Source organism: Vibrio sp. 10N.222.49.C9 (assembly GCF_041474985.1).
Classification (GTDB): domain Bacteria; phylum Pseudomonadota; class Gammaproteobacteria; order Enterobacterales; family Vibrionaceae; genus Vibrio; species Vibrio crassostreae_C.
In genome coordinates this window covers 248,730-265,754 of record NZ_JBFRVD010000018.1, presented here as the reverse complement: position 1 = coordinate 265,754, position 17,025 = coordinate 248,730, and the positions used below count along the sequence as shown (strand labels likewise).

Sequence of the window (17,025 nt, the reverse complement as noted above, 5' to 3'; positions counted from 1 at the left end):
CGCAATGAGAGGAAAAAAGTCGTGCTTGAAGCCTACCGTAAACACGTCGAAGAACGTGCTGCCGAAGGAGTTGTTCCAAAACCACTAGATGCTGAGCAGGTAGCTGGCCTAGTTGAACTTCTGAAGAATCCACCTCAAGGTGAAGAAGAAATCATTCTTGACCTACTAGAAAATCGCATTCCACCGGGTGTAGATGAAGCTGCTTACGTAAAAGCTGGCTTCCTTACGGCTATCACTAAAGGTGAAGTAGCTTCGCCACTAGTAAGCAAAGCAAAAGCTGCAGAACTGCTTGGTACCATGCAAGGCGGTTACAACATCGAATCTCTAGTATCTCTACTAGACGATGCTGAGCTTGCTCCAATCGCTGTTAAAGCGCTATCTCATACTCTACTGATGTTCGATGCGTTCTATGACGTAGAAGAGAAAGCGAAAGCTGGCAATGCTGCTGCACAACAAGTACTTCAATCTTGGGCTGATGCTGAATGGTTTACAGCGAAAGATAAAGTAGCAGAAAAAATCACAGTAAAAGTATTTAAAGTCACTGGTGAAACGAACACCGATGACCTATCTCCAGCGCCTGATGCATGGTCACGTCCTGACATCCCAGTACACGCGAAAGCGATGCTGAAGATGGAACGTGATGGCATTACTCCTGATGAACAGGGTAGCGTTGGTCCAATCAAACAAATTGAAGAAATGCAAAAAGATGGCATTCCACTGGCTTACGTTGGTGATGTTGTTGGTACAGGTTCTTCACGTAAATCGGCAACAAACTCAGTACTTTGGTTCATGGGTGAAGATATCCCATTCGTACCAAACAAGCGTACTGGCGGTGTTTGTCTTGGTGGTAAAATTGCACCAATCTTCTACAACACAATGGAAGATTCAGGCGCACTACCCATTGAACTGAACGTACAAGACATGAACATGGGCGATATCATTGATATCTACCCGTACGAAGGTGTTGTTCACAAGAACGGTTCTGTGATCTCAAACTTTGAGCTAAGCAAAGTACTTCTTGATGAAGTGCGTGCTGGTGGCCGTATTCCACTGATCATCGGTCGTGGTCTAACGGGTCGTGCTCGTGACGCTCTAGGTCTAGCTGAAACGGATCTGTTTGCTAAACCAATCGATCCATCTGCATCTGATAAAGGCTACACGCTAGCTCAGAAGATGGTTGGTAAAGCATGTGGCGTTGAAGGTGTTCGTGCTGGTCAGTACTGTGAACCTAAAATGACGACAGTCGGTTCTCAAGATACGACCGGTCCTATGACTCGTGATGAGCTTAAAGATCTGGCGTGTCTTGGTTTCTCTGCAGACCTTGTAATGCAGTCTTTCTGTCACACATCGGCATACCCTAAACCAGTCGATGTAAACACTCACCATACGCTACCTGATTTCATCATGAATCGTGCGGGTGTTTCACTTCGTCCGGGTGATGGCGTTATCCACTCATGGCTAAACCGTATGCTTCTTCCTGATACTGTAGGTACAGGTGGTGACTCGCATACTCGTTTCCCTCTAGGTATTTCATTCCCTGCGGGTTCTGGCTTGGTAGCATTTGCTGCAGCAACAGGCGTTATGCCTCTTGATATGCCTGAATCTATCTTGGTTCGCTTTAAAGGTGAAATGCAACCGGGTATCACGCTACGTGACCTAGTACATGCCATTCCTCTTTACGGCATCAAGCAAGGCCTACTAACGGTAGAGAAAGCCGGTAAGATCAACGAATTCTCTGGTCGTGTACTAGAAATTGAAGGTGTTGAGCACTTATCTGTTGAGCAAGCATTTGAGCTTTCTGATGCATCTGCTGAGCGTTCTGCTGCAGGTTGTACCGTTAAGCTTTCTGAAGAGTCTATCTCTGAGTACTTGAACTCGAACATCGTGATGCTGAAGTGGATGATCGCTGAAGGTTACGGTGATGTTCGTACGATTGAGCGTCGTATTACAGCAATGGAAGAGTGGCTAGAGAACCCTGAGTTGCTATCTGCTGATTCAGATGCGGAATACGCGCACGTTATCGAGATTGACCTTGCTGACATCGATCAACCAATCCTATGTGCACCAAACGATCCAGATGATGCTCGTCTTCTTTCGGACGTTCAAGGTACTGAGATTCAAGAAGTGTTCATCGGTTCTTGTATGACCAACATCGGTCACTTCCGTGCTGCAGGTAAGATGCTAGAAGAGTTTAACGGCTCGCTAAATACTCGCCTATGGGTGGCTCCGCCAACGAAGATGGATAAAGACCAACTGACAGAAGAAGGCTACTACGGCATCTTCGGTCGTGCTGGGGTACGTATCGAAACTCCTGGCTGTTCACTATGTATGGGTAACCAAGCTCGTGTTGCTGATGCTGCGACGGTTATGTCGACGTCAACGCGTAATTTCCCGAACCGCTTAGGTAATGGCGCGAACGTTTATCTGGCTTCTGCTGAGCTTTCTGCTGTTGGCGCGATTCTAGGTCGCATCCCAACGAAAGAAGAGTACTTAGAGTACGCTGAGAAGATTAATGCAACCGCTGCTGATACATACCGTTACCTGAACTTCCATAAAATGGGTCAGTACACGGAAAAAGCAGACACGGTTATCTTCCAAGAGCCTGCGTAACGTCTGATTTTGTTGTAAATATAATTAAGGCCGCTGTGAATAGCGGCCTTAATTGCTTTTAGCATACAGCGAAAATTGCTTTTAGCTTACAGAGAGCTCGATTAGTGCTTAATCGTATACATTGCTGCAACATTGCGAGCAGTAAGTTCAATATTTTCAGCCGCTTCAGCCAAAGCTGTCGGCAAGTCTACTGAACGGTTCACTACCGCAAATACCGCGTCGATACCATGCTCATGAACCACACCACAATCACTGGCTAGACAGCCGGCAATACCGATGACAGGCAGTTTATGTTTTTTGGCTGTGCGAGCGACACCAATCGGTGTTTTGCCATGAATGGTTTGGCTATCAATGCGCCCCTCTCCTGTAATCACAAGATCAGCATCTGAGACTATTTCATCTAAATTGACGGCGTCCATTACGATGTTAATACCAGGGCGAAGCTCCGCATTTAACAGGCCAACAAGTGCCGCGCCTAGACCGCCTGCCGCGCCAGCACCAGGGAGATCAATGACATCGACGCCTAACTGGTTTTTCATGATACTGGCATAATGAGCAAGGTTAGCATCTAACAGCTCAACCATTTCTGGTGTTGCGCCTTTTTGCGGACCGAATACCTGTGATGCCCCTTTTGGTCCGCATAATGGATTATCGACATCACAAGCGACCTCTAAGCGTACGTTTTGTAGGCGTGGGTCGAGGTTGGTGAGATCAATGGTTGTCAGTTTTGACAGTTCACCACCACCAAACACCAGCTCGTGACCCTCTGCATCTAGCATACGAATGCCTAGCGCTTGAGCCATTCCTAAGCCACCATCATTGGTCGCACTACCACCAATGCCAATAATAATATGCTCAACACCTTTATCTAATACGGCTTTGATCAACTCACCCGTACCATAGGTAGTGGTTTTTAGTGGATTACGTTGTTCTGGAGAGACTAAATCTAGGCCGGAAGCGGCCGCCATTTCAATAATGGCAGTTTTACCGTCACCGAACATACCGTAGAAGCCTTCGACAATTTCACCTAATGGACCAATCACTGGATGTTGGATGATAGAGCCATTGGTCGCATCCACCAGAGATTGTACTGTGCCTTCACCACCATCAGCCATTGGTAATTTTACGTATTCGGCGTTTGGTATTAGCTGTTTAAAGCCATCTTCAATCGCTTGAGCAACGCCCATTGCTGATAGGCTTTCTTTATATGAGTCAGGAGCAATTACAATTTTCATTTTGATACCTTTAAACTTAAACAAACAGACCAAATACACCGAAGATCATTACTGAGACGAAGGCGATAACAAGACCGACCGCTGACTCATAAGGGATGAGTTTTAGACGTTCATGAATACTCATATGTACCGCACCACCCGTGGCATGGAAGAAGCTACCATGTGGCATATGGTCAAGTACTGTCGCACCAGAGTGGATCATTGCTGCGCCTGCGAGAGCTGGAACACCTAGCTCAAGAATGGTGCTGGCAAATACATTCGATGCCACTACTGTTCCGGCAGTTGTCGATGCGGTTGATAGTGCCATCAGTGCGCCAGAAAACGGAGCAAGTAAGTAAGAAGGCAGCCCAGACATCGTCAGCACTTCAATCAGATCAGCTTTTAGTCCTGAGTTAGCAATGATGCCTGCAATGGTTCCTGTGCCCAGTAGCATTACAGCAACCGGTGCCATACGTGACAAGCCTGAAACCGCAAAGCTATTGGCTTGTTTGAAGCGACCCATAGCCAGTGCACCCAGCAATCCACCCAAGGGTAATGCAATTAGAGGATCAACATTGATATCAGCGAGTGGTCGCAGCGCGAGTAGGGCAATAGCCACTAACGGTGCAACGATTGAAGAAGAAAAGCTTGGCAGTGAACTTTGATCCGCTTTGACCACTTCACTTTCCGCTACTTTTGAACCTTTATTGACGAGGCGCTTTGCCAAGAAGTAGGCGAAAAGCAGCCCAAATAGACCCGGAATCACGCCTGCAGCCATCACAGAGGTTAACGGAACATTGAACGCATCAGCCGCCGCAATGGCATTTGGGTTAGGCGACATGACATTACCTGCTTTACCGCCGCCCACCATCGCCAAAAGGATCGCGGTTTTAGAAAGGTCTGCGCGGCGAGCAATAGCCAGTGCAATAGGAGAAACCGTGATAACGGCCACATCAACGAAAACGCCAACAGCGGTTAAAATCATGGTCGCAATGGCAAGAGCAAGTAAGGCGCGAGTTTCGCCTACTTTTTTGATGATGGATTCTGCAATCGAGGTAGCCGCCCCTGATTCAATTAGTACGCCGGCCAACACACCAGCGGCGAGAATTCGCATCACTGAAGTGACGATCCCTTGGGCACCACCTATCATTAACTCAACGGTTTCGGTGAGAGAAACGCCGCCAACCACGCCGCCAACCAAAGCACCGATGATCATGCCGTAGGTGGGTGGCACTTTTTTAAGAATGAGCGCGATAGCAACAATCAATGCTGAAAGTGCGCCAAGAGTTGAAACTTCAATCATGTTCTATTTCCCAGATAACGATGTGTCATTTTCGGCAAATATAAAGATATAGGGTTGGTAAGTCTTTGTCATTCTCTACAAATAAGTGCTCAAATCGGTCCTTTTAAATTGTGCAGTTGCACATTTTTTAGCTCGACCAGTGGAATAGATTTATTGCAATGTAGAGTTGAAATAGATCGTCTATATTGTTGATATTTAATGATGTTATTTGGTTTATCTTGTCTGTTCGATAGCGTAGCGTATTGCGATGGATATGTAGTTCGTTACAGGTGAGAGCTGAATCACAGTTCTGCTTTAAATATGTCTTCAAAGTTTTGATCAGTATCCCTTTACTGTCCTGTTGTTGAAGATGTAGGTAAGACTGCTCCAGTTGCTCACGAATCCATGGATCTTGTAACAGGCTACTCATAATGGCCGGCAGTCGATAGTCTTGATAGAAAAACATGTCTCCGGGGCGGTTACCGACACTGCGCATAGTGAGCTCAGCGGTATCATATGAGCGTGCTAAACCAGAAAGTCCGGTAAAGTAATCCCCAAGCGCAATCTTGATTTGAAACTTAGCTTCTTTCTTTATTCTTTTGAGTAGCAATTTCACGCGCTTGGCTTCTGCATCCTTGGACCAGCTGTTCCCTATCAGGGTTATAGGCTTGAGTACCACCACTTCGTTTTGTGAAACAGACAAGATACCGACTAAATTATCGCGCTCGGGATATTCAAGTAAATGTACTAATTGCTGTAAGTTTTCCAATGAAGGCGCAGTGTCTCCTATCGGTAACACCTTGACGATGGCGGCAATCCGCGGTTGTGCAAGGTCGAGATCCAGACGCTGTGCGATGGATTGCAGTTGCATGTCATTAAGCGTGCTACCTCGGATTAATTGCAATACCAATTCTTCACGATGCCTCTTATTCCATTCTACTTGAGACATAAGTACAGCTTGTTCAACAATAAGCTCAGCGGTCATCTTCACCAGCTCACCAAAATGATGAACTTGCTGCAGTGTCCCAGAAACCCCAATCGCCCCAATGACATTATCCTGAAATAGAATCGGTAAATTAACTCCAGGCTTAACCCCTTTTAGGTGTTCGGCAGTGGCTTCGTCAATATTAACGACTCGTGATTCGGTGATGGCAAGTACCGCTCCTTCATGTTTTTGGTATAAGCGAGTAGGATCACTGGATCCAATAATGCGACCTTTATTATCCATCACATTAATCGAGTGTGGGATGATCTTCATGGTTCGTTCGACAATTTGTTTGGCAATCATTTCGTTCAACTGCATAGAGCCCTCCTCTTCATTGACTGTGTAGGTTGGATCGTAACGATAAATTCGTCAATACGCTCGTTTCTGACAAGACAATGGTATACTCAGAAATAGTATCGCTTGAGTATTAATGCAGTATAGGTTGAGTTATGGAGTTTGAATTTACTAGAAACACTCTAATGGGTGAATACTATGTGAAATGCAGCATGGGCCATGAGATTGTTGGCCGTTGGCTTCAAGAAGAGATCGGTAAAGATAAGCAAAAATTAGATCATGTGATGGCGTTGATTGAGCAATCTCGACAGGACTTGAGCAATGAAGTGACGTTGCTTGGCAAGGAGATTAGCCTTGCGATCAATGAAGATGAAGTTACGATTCAAGAAAACGTGTTAGCGCATGAGCAAGAGATGGAAGAGGGCAGTGAATTCGACTTCTATAACTGTGAAAGCCAAGCAAGCTGCGGAATCGATGATTTCGAACTGCTCATCGAACGCTGGATGGATTTTTTAGGTTACTAGCCCTAACACCTATTTGTTAGTCACTCAGAGCTTTGAAGGCTCCGTTGCCCAAAACTGGAGCAACAATAGTGCAACGCATTAAGATAGTGAAAAGGCCGCACCATGTTGGTGCGGCCTTTTTCGTTATTACGACCTTATTATCTTCATCTTATTTAAAATCAATCACTTAACTTTTTGGCACGCTACTTGGATTGTAATAAGAGAATTAACGGATTAAGTAAGAATTTAAGGAACGAATATGAAATTAATAAATGCCATTGTTAAGCCATTCAAATTAGACGATGTACGCGAAGCGCTCTCTGATGTGGGTATTGAAGGTATGACTGTTTCTGAAGTGAAAGGCTTTGGTCGTCAGAAGGGACATACTGAATTGTATCGTGGTGCAGAGTACCAAGTGGATTTCCTACCAAAGGTGAAGCTAGAGATTGCTACCCAAGCTGAGAATGTTGACCGAGTTGTTGAAGCGATTAGCCAAGCGGCACACACCGGAAAAATCGGCGACGGCAAAATTTTTGTGTATGACCTAAGCCAAGCCGTACGAATTCGTACTGGTGAAATGGATGCTGAAGCACTTTAAAGAATTACAAGGACTGGAGACTTTAATATGGAACTTACAACAACAGTAACGGAACTACGTTACGCACTAGACACTTTTTTCTTCCTCATTTCAGGTGCGTTGGTAATGTGGATGGCAGCAGGCTTCGCGATGTTAGAAGCTGGCCTAGTTCGTTCAAAGAACACCACAGAAATTTTAACTAAGAACATCTGTTTGTACGCAATTGCTTGTACTGCTTTCTTAGTGGTTGGTTACAACATCATGTATGTCGACAACGGTGAAGGCGGTTGGTTGCCATCATTTGGTACTCTAATTGGTACACAAGGTGAAGGCGCAGACCACTCTCTAGAATCAGACTTCTTCTTCCAGGTAGTATTCGTTGCAACAGCAATGTCTGTAGTATCTGGTGCGGTTGCTGAGCGTATGAAGCTTTGGTCATTCCTAATCTTCTCTGTAGTACTAACAGCGTTCATTTACCCTGTTGAAGGTTATTGGACTTGGGGCGGTGGTTTCCTATCAGAAGCGGGTTTCAGTGACTTCGCAGGTTCAGGTATCGTACACATGGCTGGTGCAGCAGCAGCGTTAGCTGGTGTTCTACTACTCGGTGCTCGTAAAGGTAAATACGGTAAGAACGGTGAAATCTACCCGATTCCTGGTTCAAACATGCCACTTGCAACGCTAGGTACATTTATCCTTTGGTTCGGTTGGTTCGGTTTCAACGGCGGTTCTCAACTGATGGTTTCGGATTTTGAGAACGCAACAGCAGTAGGTCAAATCTTCCTTAACACCAACGCAGCAGCAGCAGCAGGCGCAATTGCAGCACTACTAGTATGTAAAACAACTTGGGGTAAAGCAGACCTAACAATGATTCTTAACGGCGCGTTAGCTGGCCTAGTAGCAATCACTGCAGACCCTCTATCACCATCACCTCTATTTGCTGTAGCGATTGGTTCGGTATCTGGTGCATTGGTTGTATTCAGCATCATCGCTCTAGACAAAGCTAAGATTGATGATCCAGTAGGTGCTATCTCTGTACACGGTGTATGTGGTTTCTTCGGTCTAATGGCTGTGCCACTAAGCAACGCTGATGCAACGTTTGGTGCTCAGCTAATGGGTGCAGCAGTCATCTTTGCATGGGTATTCGGTGCTAGCCTAGCAGTATGGGCGGTGCTTAAAGCAACAATCGGTATCCGAGTAACGGAAGATGAAGAACTTGAAGGTATGGACATGCACGATTGTGGTGTCGGCGCTTACCCTGAGTTTGTATCAGTAAAATAATCAACAGTCGTCGCCTAATCTGAATGGGTTAGGTTGGACAAAGAAAGCCCCGCAACTCTTGTTGCGGGGCTTTGTTGTATTTACGGTTGCACAATATATAAACACGAACGTTGAAGTTAGGCTCATTGTTTAAGGGGAACGACAAGACACAAAGTTGAAATGGTTTGTTACAAAAGTGAGAGTTTGAATGGTCTGAATAGACGGATTTTTTGTTGGTCGTCATTGTAATTATGTTAATGATGAATATAATAACGCAACTGATAGACATTATCATTTCGATATAAAGGATTTTACAATGAAGAAACTGCTAACACTTTCAGCTCTAGCGTGTGGTGTAATTGCCCCGACAGCAATGGCTGCGGAAGAAGTAAACGTATACTCTTACCGTCAACCTTTCCTTGTTGAGCCAATGTTCAAAGAGTTCACAAAAGAGACTGGTATTAAAGTAAACGTTAAGTTTGCTAAAAAAGGTTTAGCAGAGAAGTTAGCTCAAGAGGGTGAATACAGCCCAGCTGACGTTGTCTTAACTGTAGATATCAGCCGTCTATCTGAGCTAACTAAACAAGGTCTGGTTCAATCTGTAGAAAGCGATGTACTTGAAAAGAACATCCCAGCTCAATACCAAGATACAGATAACGAGTGGTTCGCTCTAACAACTCGTACACGTAGCGTTTATTCTTCACGTGACCGTGTTGGTCGTCTAGGTGAAGAGTTCACTTACGAAGATCTAACTAAGCCTGAATTTAAAGGCAAAATCTGTACTCGTAGTGGTAAGCACCCATACAATGTTTCTCTAGTATCTTCGATGATTGCTCACAAAGGTGAAGCTGAAACGAAAGAATGGCTAGAAGGCGTAAAAGCAAACCTAGCACGTAAGCCTCAAGGTAACGACCGCGCGCAAGTTAAAGCGATTAAAGAAGGTCTATGTGATGTTGCTCTTGGTAACAGCTACTACCTAGGTAAGATGGTTAATGATAAAGAGCAAAAAGCTTGGGCTGACTCTGTTTACATTAACTTCCCTAACCAAGAGACTACAGGTACTCACGTAAACATCTCTGGTATGGCAATGGCTAAATACTCTCCAAATGAAGAGAATGCCGTTAAGCTGATGGAATTCCTATCGGGTGACACAGCACAAAGCATGTACGCAGAAGTGAACTACGAATACCCAGTGAAAGCAGACGTTAAACCTTCTGAGCTTGTTGCTTCATGGGGCGAGTTCAAAGCGGATACTATTTCTCTAGACGAAATTGCAAACCACCACGCGGCTGCAATCAAGCTATTAGACGAAGTTAAGTTCGATCTATAATTTATTACGGTAGGCTTCGGCCTAAGTAAAATGACAACCTCAAGTCGCCATTTTGGCTACTTGGGGTTGTTTGTTATTGGAAAATCACTTTTTGATACAAAGCACCCCGTTGATCCCTTGAGTTATTAGCATCTCACCTTGAAGTCATTAGAGTATATGGGTATAAATAACCCCACCATTAAAAGGATATGAGATGTATTTGCAAATGCATTTGTGTTTCATTAAGCCTCGTTGTAGTTAGGCGATGAAAGAAAAGAATTATTTATGGAACACCAGTAGCGGCATTATTGCTGTATTACTGGTCTTACCGATCTTAGCGATTTTTACGACGGCTGTTGGAGAAACAGATGAGCTATTTTCTCATCTGATGTCCACAGTGATGCCTACCTATGCCTACAATACGGTGGTTTTAGTCATAGGAACCATGTTCCTGTCTTTAGTTTTTGGTATTCCGTCGGCTTGGGTTATGGCAATGTGCCGTGTTCCGGGAGAGCGTGTTTTGCAGTGGGCACTCGTCCTGCCATTAGCAATGCCAGGCTATATTGTTGGCTATATCTTTACCGATTGGTTCGACTTTGCCGGCCCTGTTCAGGTTCTACTGCGAGATCTTACTGGGTGGGGACCCGGTGAGTATTGGTTCCCAGATATTAGAACCTTATCCGGCGCTATTATTGTTCTGTCTCTCGTTCTCTATCCTTATGTTTATTTGCTGTGCCGCGCGGCATTTATGGAGCAAAACGTCTCCTTATTACAATCTGCTCGTTTGCTAAAATGCTCGCCTTGGGAAAGCTTCCGTCGTATCTCCTTACCACTTGTTCGTCCATCAATGGCGGTCGGTTTATCGCTTGTTGCTATGGAGACCATCGGTGACTTTGGTACCGTGAGTTACTTTGCGGTAAATACTTTAACGACTGCGGTTTATGATACTTGGCTAGGCTACTCAAGCTTAACGGCAGCTGCGAAAATATCGGCAATCATGCTGGTTATCGTGATCCTACTGTTGAGCTCAGAGCGATACAGTCGCCGTAAGCAGAAGCTATTCCAGAATCAGTTCAGCAGCCGCGAAGATTTTCGTTACGACCTTTCTGGTTGGAAAAAATGGCTGGCACTATTCTGGTGCTGGGGATTAGTTTGCGTTGCGTTCTTATTCCCTCTTGGCCAGCTCATTATTTACGCCTACAAATATTTTGCTCAAAGCTGGACCCCTGAATTCAGAGAATATGCCATCAACAGCCTTTACGTTTCGGTAGCTGCTGCGATTATTGGCGTGATTATCGCGATGATTGTTAACTTTAATCAACGCGTTAGTCCGAGTAAGAAGAATCAGGCTTATATGCGCCTCGCTTCGATGGGCTATGCCGTCCCAGGCACCGTGTTAGCGATTGGTGTGATGGTACCTGTTTTGTTCATGGATCACTTGGTCAATGACATTGCGAAAGTGATGGAGTGGGGGCGACCTGGTTTGATCTTCTCTGGCTCCATGTTCGCGCTAATCTTTGCCATGGTCGTACGTTTCTCAGCAGTGGCAATTGGCAGTATTGAAAGCAGCTTGAGCAAAGTATCCCCTTCATTGGATATGGCTTCTAAAACCATGGGCTGCAATACCAACCAGATGTTACGTCGTGTTCATTTACCTTTGATTAAACGTGGCGCATTGATCGCTGGCTTACTGGTGTTTATCGAATCAATGAAAGAGTTGAATGCGGCATTGCTGCTGCGTCCTTTCAACTTCGAGACATTGGCGACTTATGTTTATAACTATGCCTCAGATGAGCACCTAGAATTGGCGGCGATGCCTGCTGTATTATTGGTGTTGGTGGGTTTAATTCCTCTGATCATCGTAAACCGTTCCTTGGAGCAGAAAAACTAATGAGTTGTGCATTATCAATTAAAGATCTGACTTGTAAATATGAGTCGCAAACCATTTTGGAAGCGCTCTCGTTAGAAGTTGAGCATGGTGAAATTGTTTGTCTTCTTGGTGCGAGTGGCTGCGGTAAAACGACCTTACTGAAGGCGATTGCAGGCTTACTTCCATTAAGTAGCGGTGTGATGAGTTTGAACTGTCAAACCATTGATGATGGCGAGAATTGGTTGCCACCAGAGCAGCGTAACATTGGTATGATTTTCCAAGATTACGCCCTGTTTCCGCATCTGACGGTAAACCAGAATGTCGGCTTTGGCTTGAAAGACCTTTCTGAGCAGCAAAAGAAAGACAAAGTTCAAGAGATGCTGGAGCTGGTTCACTTAGGTGAGTATGGTGAACGATACCCACATCAACTTTCAGGTGGTCAACAGCAGCGTGTCGCTATTGCTCGTTCTTTGGCGTACAAGCCAGACTTGCTACTGTTAGATGAACCATTCTCAAACATCGATACTCAGGTTCGTCATGAGCTGATTTCTCAGATTCGCAAGATTTTTAAGAAGCAGGGTGTTACAGCTATCTTCGTAACTCACAGCCGTGAAGAAGCGTTCGCATTTGCAGATAAAATGGCAGTAATGAACCATGGTGTGATTGAGCAGTATGGTTCGGCATCTGAGTTGTATTTCCATCCTTCAAGTAAGTTTGTTGCAGACTTTTTGGGTGGCGGTAGCTACCTCAATGCACAGCGTATTTCGGAGCATGAATTTGAAACCAGTTTGGGTATGGTTGAAGCCAAACCGCAAACGGAGATTGAGTTCGGCAATACATGTGAGCTTCTGCTAAGGCCCCAGCATATCCAAGCAAGTTACGAGCAAGATAGTGCTATTTCGGTGCTAGAACAGCAATTTATGGGTGATCACTGTCGTTATGTAATCGAAGCGCATGGTCAGAAGTTATTAGCAACCTCGTCAGAAGCACTTGAAGTGGGTATGCCGGTCAACGTAAAAGTCGATACCAAAGGCGTATTGGCTTTTTAAAGAGATATAACGCGATACTAATCGTTACAAGAATCGCGATAAAAAAGCCCAGCACTTTAATCAAAGTACTGGGCAAGAGTTCTTCACTTATAGGCTTTAACAAGGCAGTGATTTGTTAAGTCCCATACAAAACTGCTGCACTCTATAAGCCTATAGAGAGAGGAAGTCTTTCACTTTTTGAAGAACACGTTCTGCAGTGTCTTTATCTTCCATTTCTGCGAAGATTCGTAGTAACGGCTCTGTTCCTGAGAAGCGAGCAATCACCCAGCCGCCATTCTTGAAGTACACCTTGGCACCATCTTCATAGCTTACTTTTTCAATTTCGTATTCAAATTCAGGCAGTTGCTTCTCGACGTAGATCTTAGTGTAAAGCGCTTCTTTCTCTGAAGGTTTAAACTTACAATCGCCTTCTGCGGTGTAGGCATAGCCATATTTAGAGTAAATCTCATCAAGTAATTCAGACAACTTCTTGCCTGTCACACTGATCATCTCAACCAGTAAGCTTGAAGCAAATACGCCATCCTTACCTTTGATGTGACCACGAATGGTTAAACCACCTGAACTTTCGCCACCAATCAGAGAGTCATCGGCCTCCATTTGTGAGCTGATATGCTTAAAGCCTACAGGAACCTCAAAGCTCTTCTCACCATGATCTGCCGCCACTTTATCCAGTAGATGTGTGGTTGCGATGTTACGAACGACAGAGCCCTTCCAGCCTTTGTATTCCAGCAAGTAGTAGTAAAGTAGGAGTAGCACTTCGTTAGGGTGAATGAAGTGACCTTTCTCATCGATGATTCCCAAACGGTCAGCATCGCCATCAGTACCAATACCAATGTCATAGCCTTCTGCTGCAACTAAGTGCTTCAAGCGATACAGCGTTGCAGCATTTGGCGACGGCATTAAGCCACCAAAATCTGGGTTTTTGCCATCGTTGATGACGTCGACATCACAGCGACCGTTAATCAGCACGGTTTGCAGAGCATTTTTTGCAACGCCAAACATTGGGTCAATCAGTACACGTAGGTTAGCTTTCTTGATCGAATCGATATCGATGAAGTTGATGATTGAATCAACAAAGTCGTTCATCGGGTTGATGATCTCGATTTCTTTGTCGTTTAATGCTTGCTCGAAATCGACACGAATAATATCTTCGTTGGTCAGTGTTGCGATTTGCTGTTCGATCTTCTCTGTGATGATCTCATCAGCATCACGGCCACCTTCAATGAATACCTTGATGCCATTGTAATCGGCTGGGTTGTGAGAGGCGGTAATACACGCCGAGTAGGTGCATCCCATCTCTTTTGCTTGGAACATCACGATAGGTGTTGGAACAAACTTATCGATGAAGCTTACTTTGATGTTGTTCGCCGCAAGTACTTCTGCAAACCAACATGCGGCTTTATCGGAAAGGAAACGACGGTCATAGCCGATCACAAACCCATTCTTGGCTGCATCTTCGTTGTTGATGATGTTAGCGAGTGCTTGCGCTACCAAACGGACGTTTTCTCTAGTGAACTCCTCACCAATGAAAGCGCGCCAGCCACCTGTACCAAATTTAATCATTAGAAAATCCTTTTAGTCTCATTGTCTCAAGCCTGTAAAGACTTGAGACAAGAGCTGTTCGTTAAATTGCGTGACTAGCCTAGAACAACGACAACATCGTTCACGCTGCCTTCTGCTTGTACTGGGATAGCGCCTTCAACTGATTCACCATTGATAGTGATAGAGGCAACGCCTTTGCTTACTGCATTCGGGTTTTGCACTGTGATGTTGTAAGTTGCGCCACGCCATTGACGAGTAACCTCGAATTCTGGCCAATCAGTCGGGATACAAGGATCAACCGTTAAGCCTTCAAAGCCTGTACGAACACCAAGAATGAAGTTGGTTACCGCGAAGTAAGCCCAACCAGAGGTACCGGTTAACCAAGGGTGGTTTGCACGGCCGTGGTCTTGGTGATCTTTACCCATGATGAACTGCACGTACGAGTATGGTTCTGCGTAACGCGTTTCAATCATGTCGTTTTGGTTGTATGGGTTCAGTGCGTCATAGAATTTCATCGCACGGTCACCACGGCCTAGTTTCGCTTCTGCTACCCAGGCCCATGGGTTAGGGTGAGAGAAGATTGCGCCGTTCTCTTTTACGCCTTGGTAAACGCGAGTTACGAAACCGATATCATCGTTTGGTGTTGCAAATGAAGGAGAGTTTAGGTGTAGGCCGTATTCTGAGAAAAGGTTCTCATCAACAGCGTCCATCGCTTTCTCACCGCGTTCTTGAGATACAGCACCAGATAGAACGGCTAGCGTGTTTGACTCAAGGTGTACACGACCTTCAGCTTGTTGAGCGGTACCGATCTTGTCGCCATTTTTAGTTAGACCACGGATGTACCAGCCGCCTTCGTCATCCCAAAGGTGCGTTTCACACGCTTCGCGAACGTTAGCTGCCATTTCAGTGTATTTCGCAACATCAGCATCGTTATTACGGAACTTAGCAAGATCTAGGAATTCTTGTAGCGCCCAGAAGTGTAGGAATGAAACCATTGAAGATTCACCACCACCTAGGTTCAAACAGTCATTCCAGTCAGCTCGAAGACCTTTACAGATACCCGTTTGACCCACGTATTCAGCAGAGAAGTTCAGTGCCGCTTTCATGTGTTCATAAACTGTCGCCTCGCCACCGTCTGCGTATGGAATCACTTCATCGAAGAAGTCGTGCTCACCGGTTTCCATTACGTATTTGATAATGGTCGGAACGATCCATAGGTGGTCATCAGAACATGTGTCTTCAATGCCGTGGATCTTGTCGTCATCTGACGGTGTTGGAACAACTGTTGGTGATTTTGATGGCTCAACGTCGGCTTTCTCTGGATCGAACCAGTCAGGATCGAACAAGTGTAGACCGTAGCCCGCTTTCACTTGGCCGCGAAGCAGGTCGATAATACGTTTCTTGGTCATTTGTGGGTTGGCATGGGGTACTGAAATAGCATCTTGAGCCGTATCACGGTAACCAAGACCAGTACGACCGCCAACTTCGATGAATGATGCAAAGCGTGACCAAACCACACAGGTTTCCGCTTGGTATAGCGTCCACGTGTTGATCATTGTGTCTAAGCCTTCGTTTGGCGACTTAACTTGGAATTTGTTGCAACGCTCGTCCCAGTGATCTTTGATGCCTTGGAAAGCGGCGTCTACGTTTGCTGTGTCTTGGTACTTCTCACGTAGGCGTTCACCGTTGCCTTTACCGATACCGAGTACATACGCAAAGCGAACTTCTTCACCGGGTTGAATCGTAAATTGCTTGTGCAGAGAACCACAATGGTTGTAACAAGTTTGAGCGCTGTTAGAACACTTACCGTTTTCAACCGCAATTGGATTTGCTTCATCACGGTACATACCAAGGAAGTTGTCACGTTGGCCATCGTAGCTGTCTGGTGAGAAAGTTGAAGCTAGGTAGTAGAAGCCTTCAAAGTCGTTAGTGTTGTAGTACAGGTCGTATTCCAGAACACCTTCTTGGTAAGACGTGCCCGCAGAGTACAAAGACATCTGATGGTTTTGATTGTCTGATTGAATATGGCTGAAAGAGAACTCAACAAACGAGAAAGTGCTGATAGTACGTGGCTTGTCAGTGTTGTTCTTTAATACAACGTCCCAAACTTCTGCATCTTCACCCTTAGGTACGAATAGCGTCTTGGTTGCGGTAATGCCGCTGTATTCACATTTGAATTTTGAGTATGACAGGCCGTGACGAACTTCGTAGTTCGCTTCATCTAGGCTCTTTGCCACTGGTTGCCAAGAGATAGACCAGTAATCACCTGTCTCATCATCACGCAGGTACACATAGTGTCCAGGACGGTCAAAGGTGCCGTTTGGACGGAACTTAGTAACACGGTTGTATTCCGGAGAATTGTAGAACGAGTAACCGCCCGCATTGTGCGAAATCACGGTACAAAACTTTTCAGTACCTAGGTAGTTTGTCCAAGGAGCTGGTACATCAGGGCGAGTGATGACGTATTCGCGATTGTCGTTATCGAAATAGCCGTATTTCATTGTCATTTCCTTTTTAACAAACTGCATCTATG

Annotated in this window: 12 protein-coding genes; 7 read left to right on the top strand and 5 right to left on the bottom strand. The window is 45.3% G+C overall.

Annotation, left to right across the window (positions count from 1 at the left end):
- Positions 1-21 precede the first annotated feature (21 nt).
- On the top strand, positions 22-2,610 hold the full coding sequence (acnB, locus tag AB4585_RS07600) for a bifunctional aconitate hydratase 2/2-methylisocitrate dehydratase (protein WP_372169497.1): 2,589 nt from the start codon (positions 22-24) through the stop codon (positions 2,608-2,610).
- A gap of 101 nt (positions 2,611-2,711) precedes the next feature.
- Here the strand turns inward: acnB and AB4585_RS07595 are convergent, their stop codons facing one another.
- From AB4585_RS07595 to AB4585_RS07585, 3 genes are all read right to left on the bottom strand, one after another.
- On the bottom strand, positions 2,712-3,845 hold the full coding sequence (locus AB4585_RS07595) for a glycerate kinase (RefSeq protein WP_017059424.1): 1,134 nt from the start codon (positions 3,843-3,845) through the stop codon (positions 2,712-2,714).
- A 16-nt stretch (positions 3,846-3,861) separates the two neighbouring features.
- Entirely contained in the window at positions 3,862-5,127 is a 1,266-nt protein-coding gene (locus tag AB4585_RS07590) for a GntP family permease (RefSeq protein ID WP_017059423.1), read from the bottom strand.
- A 127-nt stretch (positions 5,128-5,254) separates the two neighbouring features.
- A complete protein-coding gene (locus AB4585_RS07585) occupies positions 5,255-6,409 on the bottom strand; it encodes a sugar diacid recognition domain-containing protein (protein ID WP_017066809.1) in 1,155 nt (384 codons plus the stop codon).
- A 131-nt stretch (positions 6,410-6,540) separates the two neighbouring features.
- Between AB4585_RS07585 and AB4585_RS07580 the strand changes: the two genes are divergently transcribed.
- From AB4585_RS07580 to AB4585_RS07555, 6 genes are all read left to right on the top strand, one after another.
- Entirely contained in the window at positions 6,541-6,909 is a 369-nt protein-coding gene (locus AB4585_RS07580; protein WP_019824378.1) for a YacL family protein, read from the top strand.
- A gap of 238 nt (positions 6,910-7,147) precedes the next feature.
- The gene (glnK, locus tag AB4585_RS07575; protein WP_004738200.1) at positions 7,148-7,486 is read left to right on the top strand and encodes a P-II family nitrogen regulator; all 339 of its coding nucleotides are present in this window, start codon (positions 7,148-7,150) and stop codon (positions 7,484-7,486) included.
- A 27-nt stretch (positions 7,487-7,513) separates the two neighbouring features.
- Positions 7,514-8,743, top strand: a complete 1,230-nt coding sequence (locus AB4585_RS07570; protein WP_017059420.1) for an ammonium transporter — start codon at positions 7,514-7,516, stop codon at positions 8,741-8,743.
- Positions 8,744-9,038: 295 nt separating this feature from the next.
- Positions 9,039-10,052 (top strand): Fe(3+) ABC transporter substrate-binding protein, encoded by a 1,014-nt coding sequence (locus AB4585_RS07565; protein WP_017059419.1) that lies wholly within the window; start codon positions 9,039-9,041, stop codon positions 10,050-10,052.
- A 244-nt stretch (positions 10,053-10,296) separates the two neighbouring features.
- On the top strand, positions 10,297-11,922 hold the full coding sequence (locus tag AB4585_RS07560) for an iron ABC transporter permease (protein WP_017059418.1): 1,626 nt from the start codon (positions 10,297-10,299) through the stop codon (positions 11,920-11,922).
- Positions 11,922-12,950 (top strand): ABC transporter ATP-binding protein, encoded by a 1,029-nt coding sequence (locus AB4585_RS07555; RefSeq protein ID WP_372154977.1) that lies wholly within the window; start codon positions 11,922-11,924, stop codon positions 12,948-12,950. Before AB4585_RS07560 ends, AB4585_RS07555 begins: the two co-directional genes overlap by 1 nt.
- 150 nt (positions 12,951-13,100) lie before the next feature.
- Here the strand turns inward: AB4585_RS07555 and AB4585_RS07550 are convergent, their stop codons facing one another.
- Both AB4585_RS07550 and AB4585_RS07545 read right to left on the bottom strand, forming a co-directional pair.
- Positions 13,101-14,513: a phosphoglucomutase/phosphomannomutase family protein gene (locus tag AB4585_RS07550; RefSeq protein WP_017059416.1), complete on the bottom strand. Its 1,413-nt coding sequence runs from the start codon at positions 14,511-14,513 to the stop codon at positions 13,101-13,103.
- A gap of 74 nt (positions 14,514-14,587) precedes the next feature.
- Positions 14,588-16,993 (bottom strand): GH36-type glycosyl hydrolase domain-containing protein, encoded by a 2,406-nt coding sequence (locus AB4585_RS07545; protein ID WP_017066806.1) that lies wholly within the window; start codon positions 16,991-16,993, stop codon positions 14,588-14,590.
- Between the last annotated feature and the right edge of the window lie 32 nt (positions 16,994-17,025).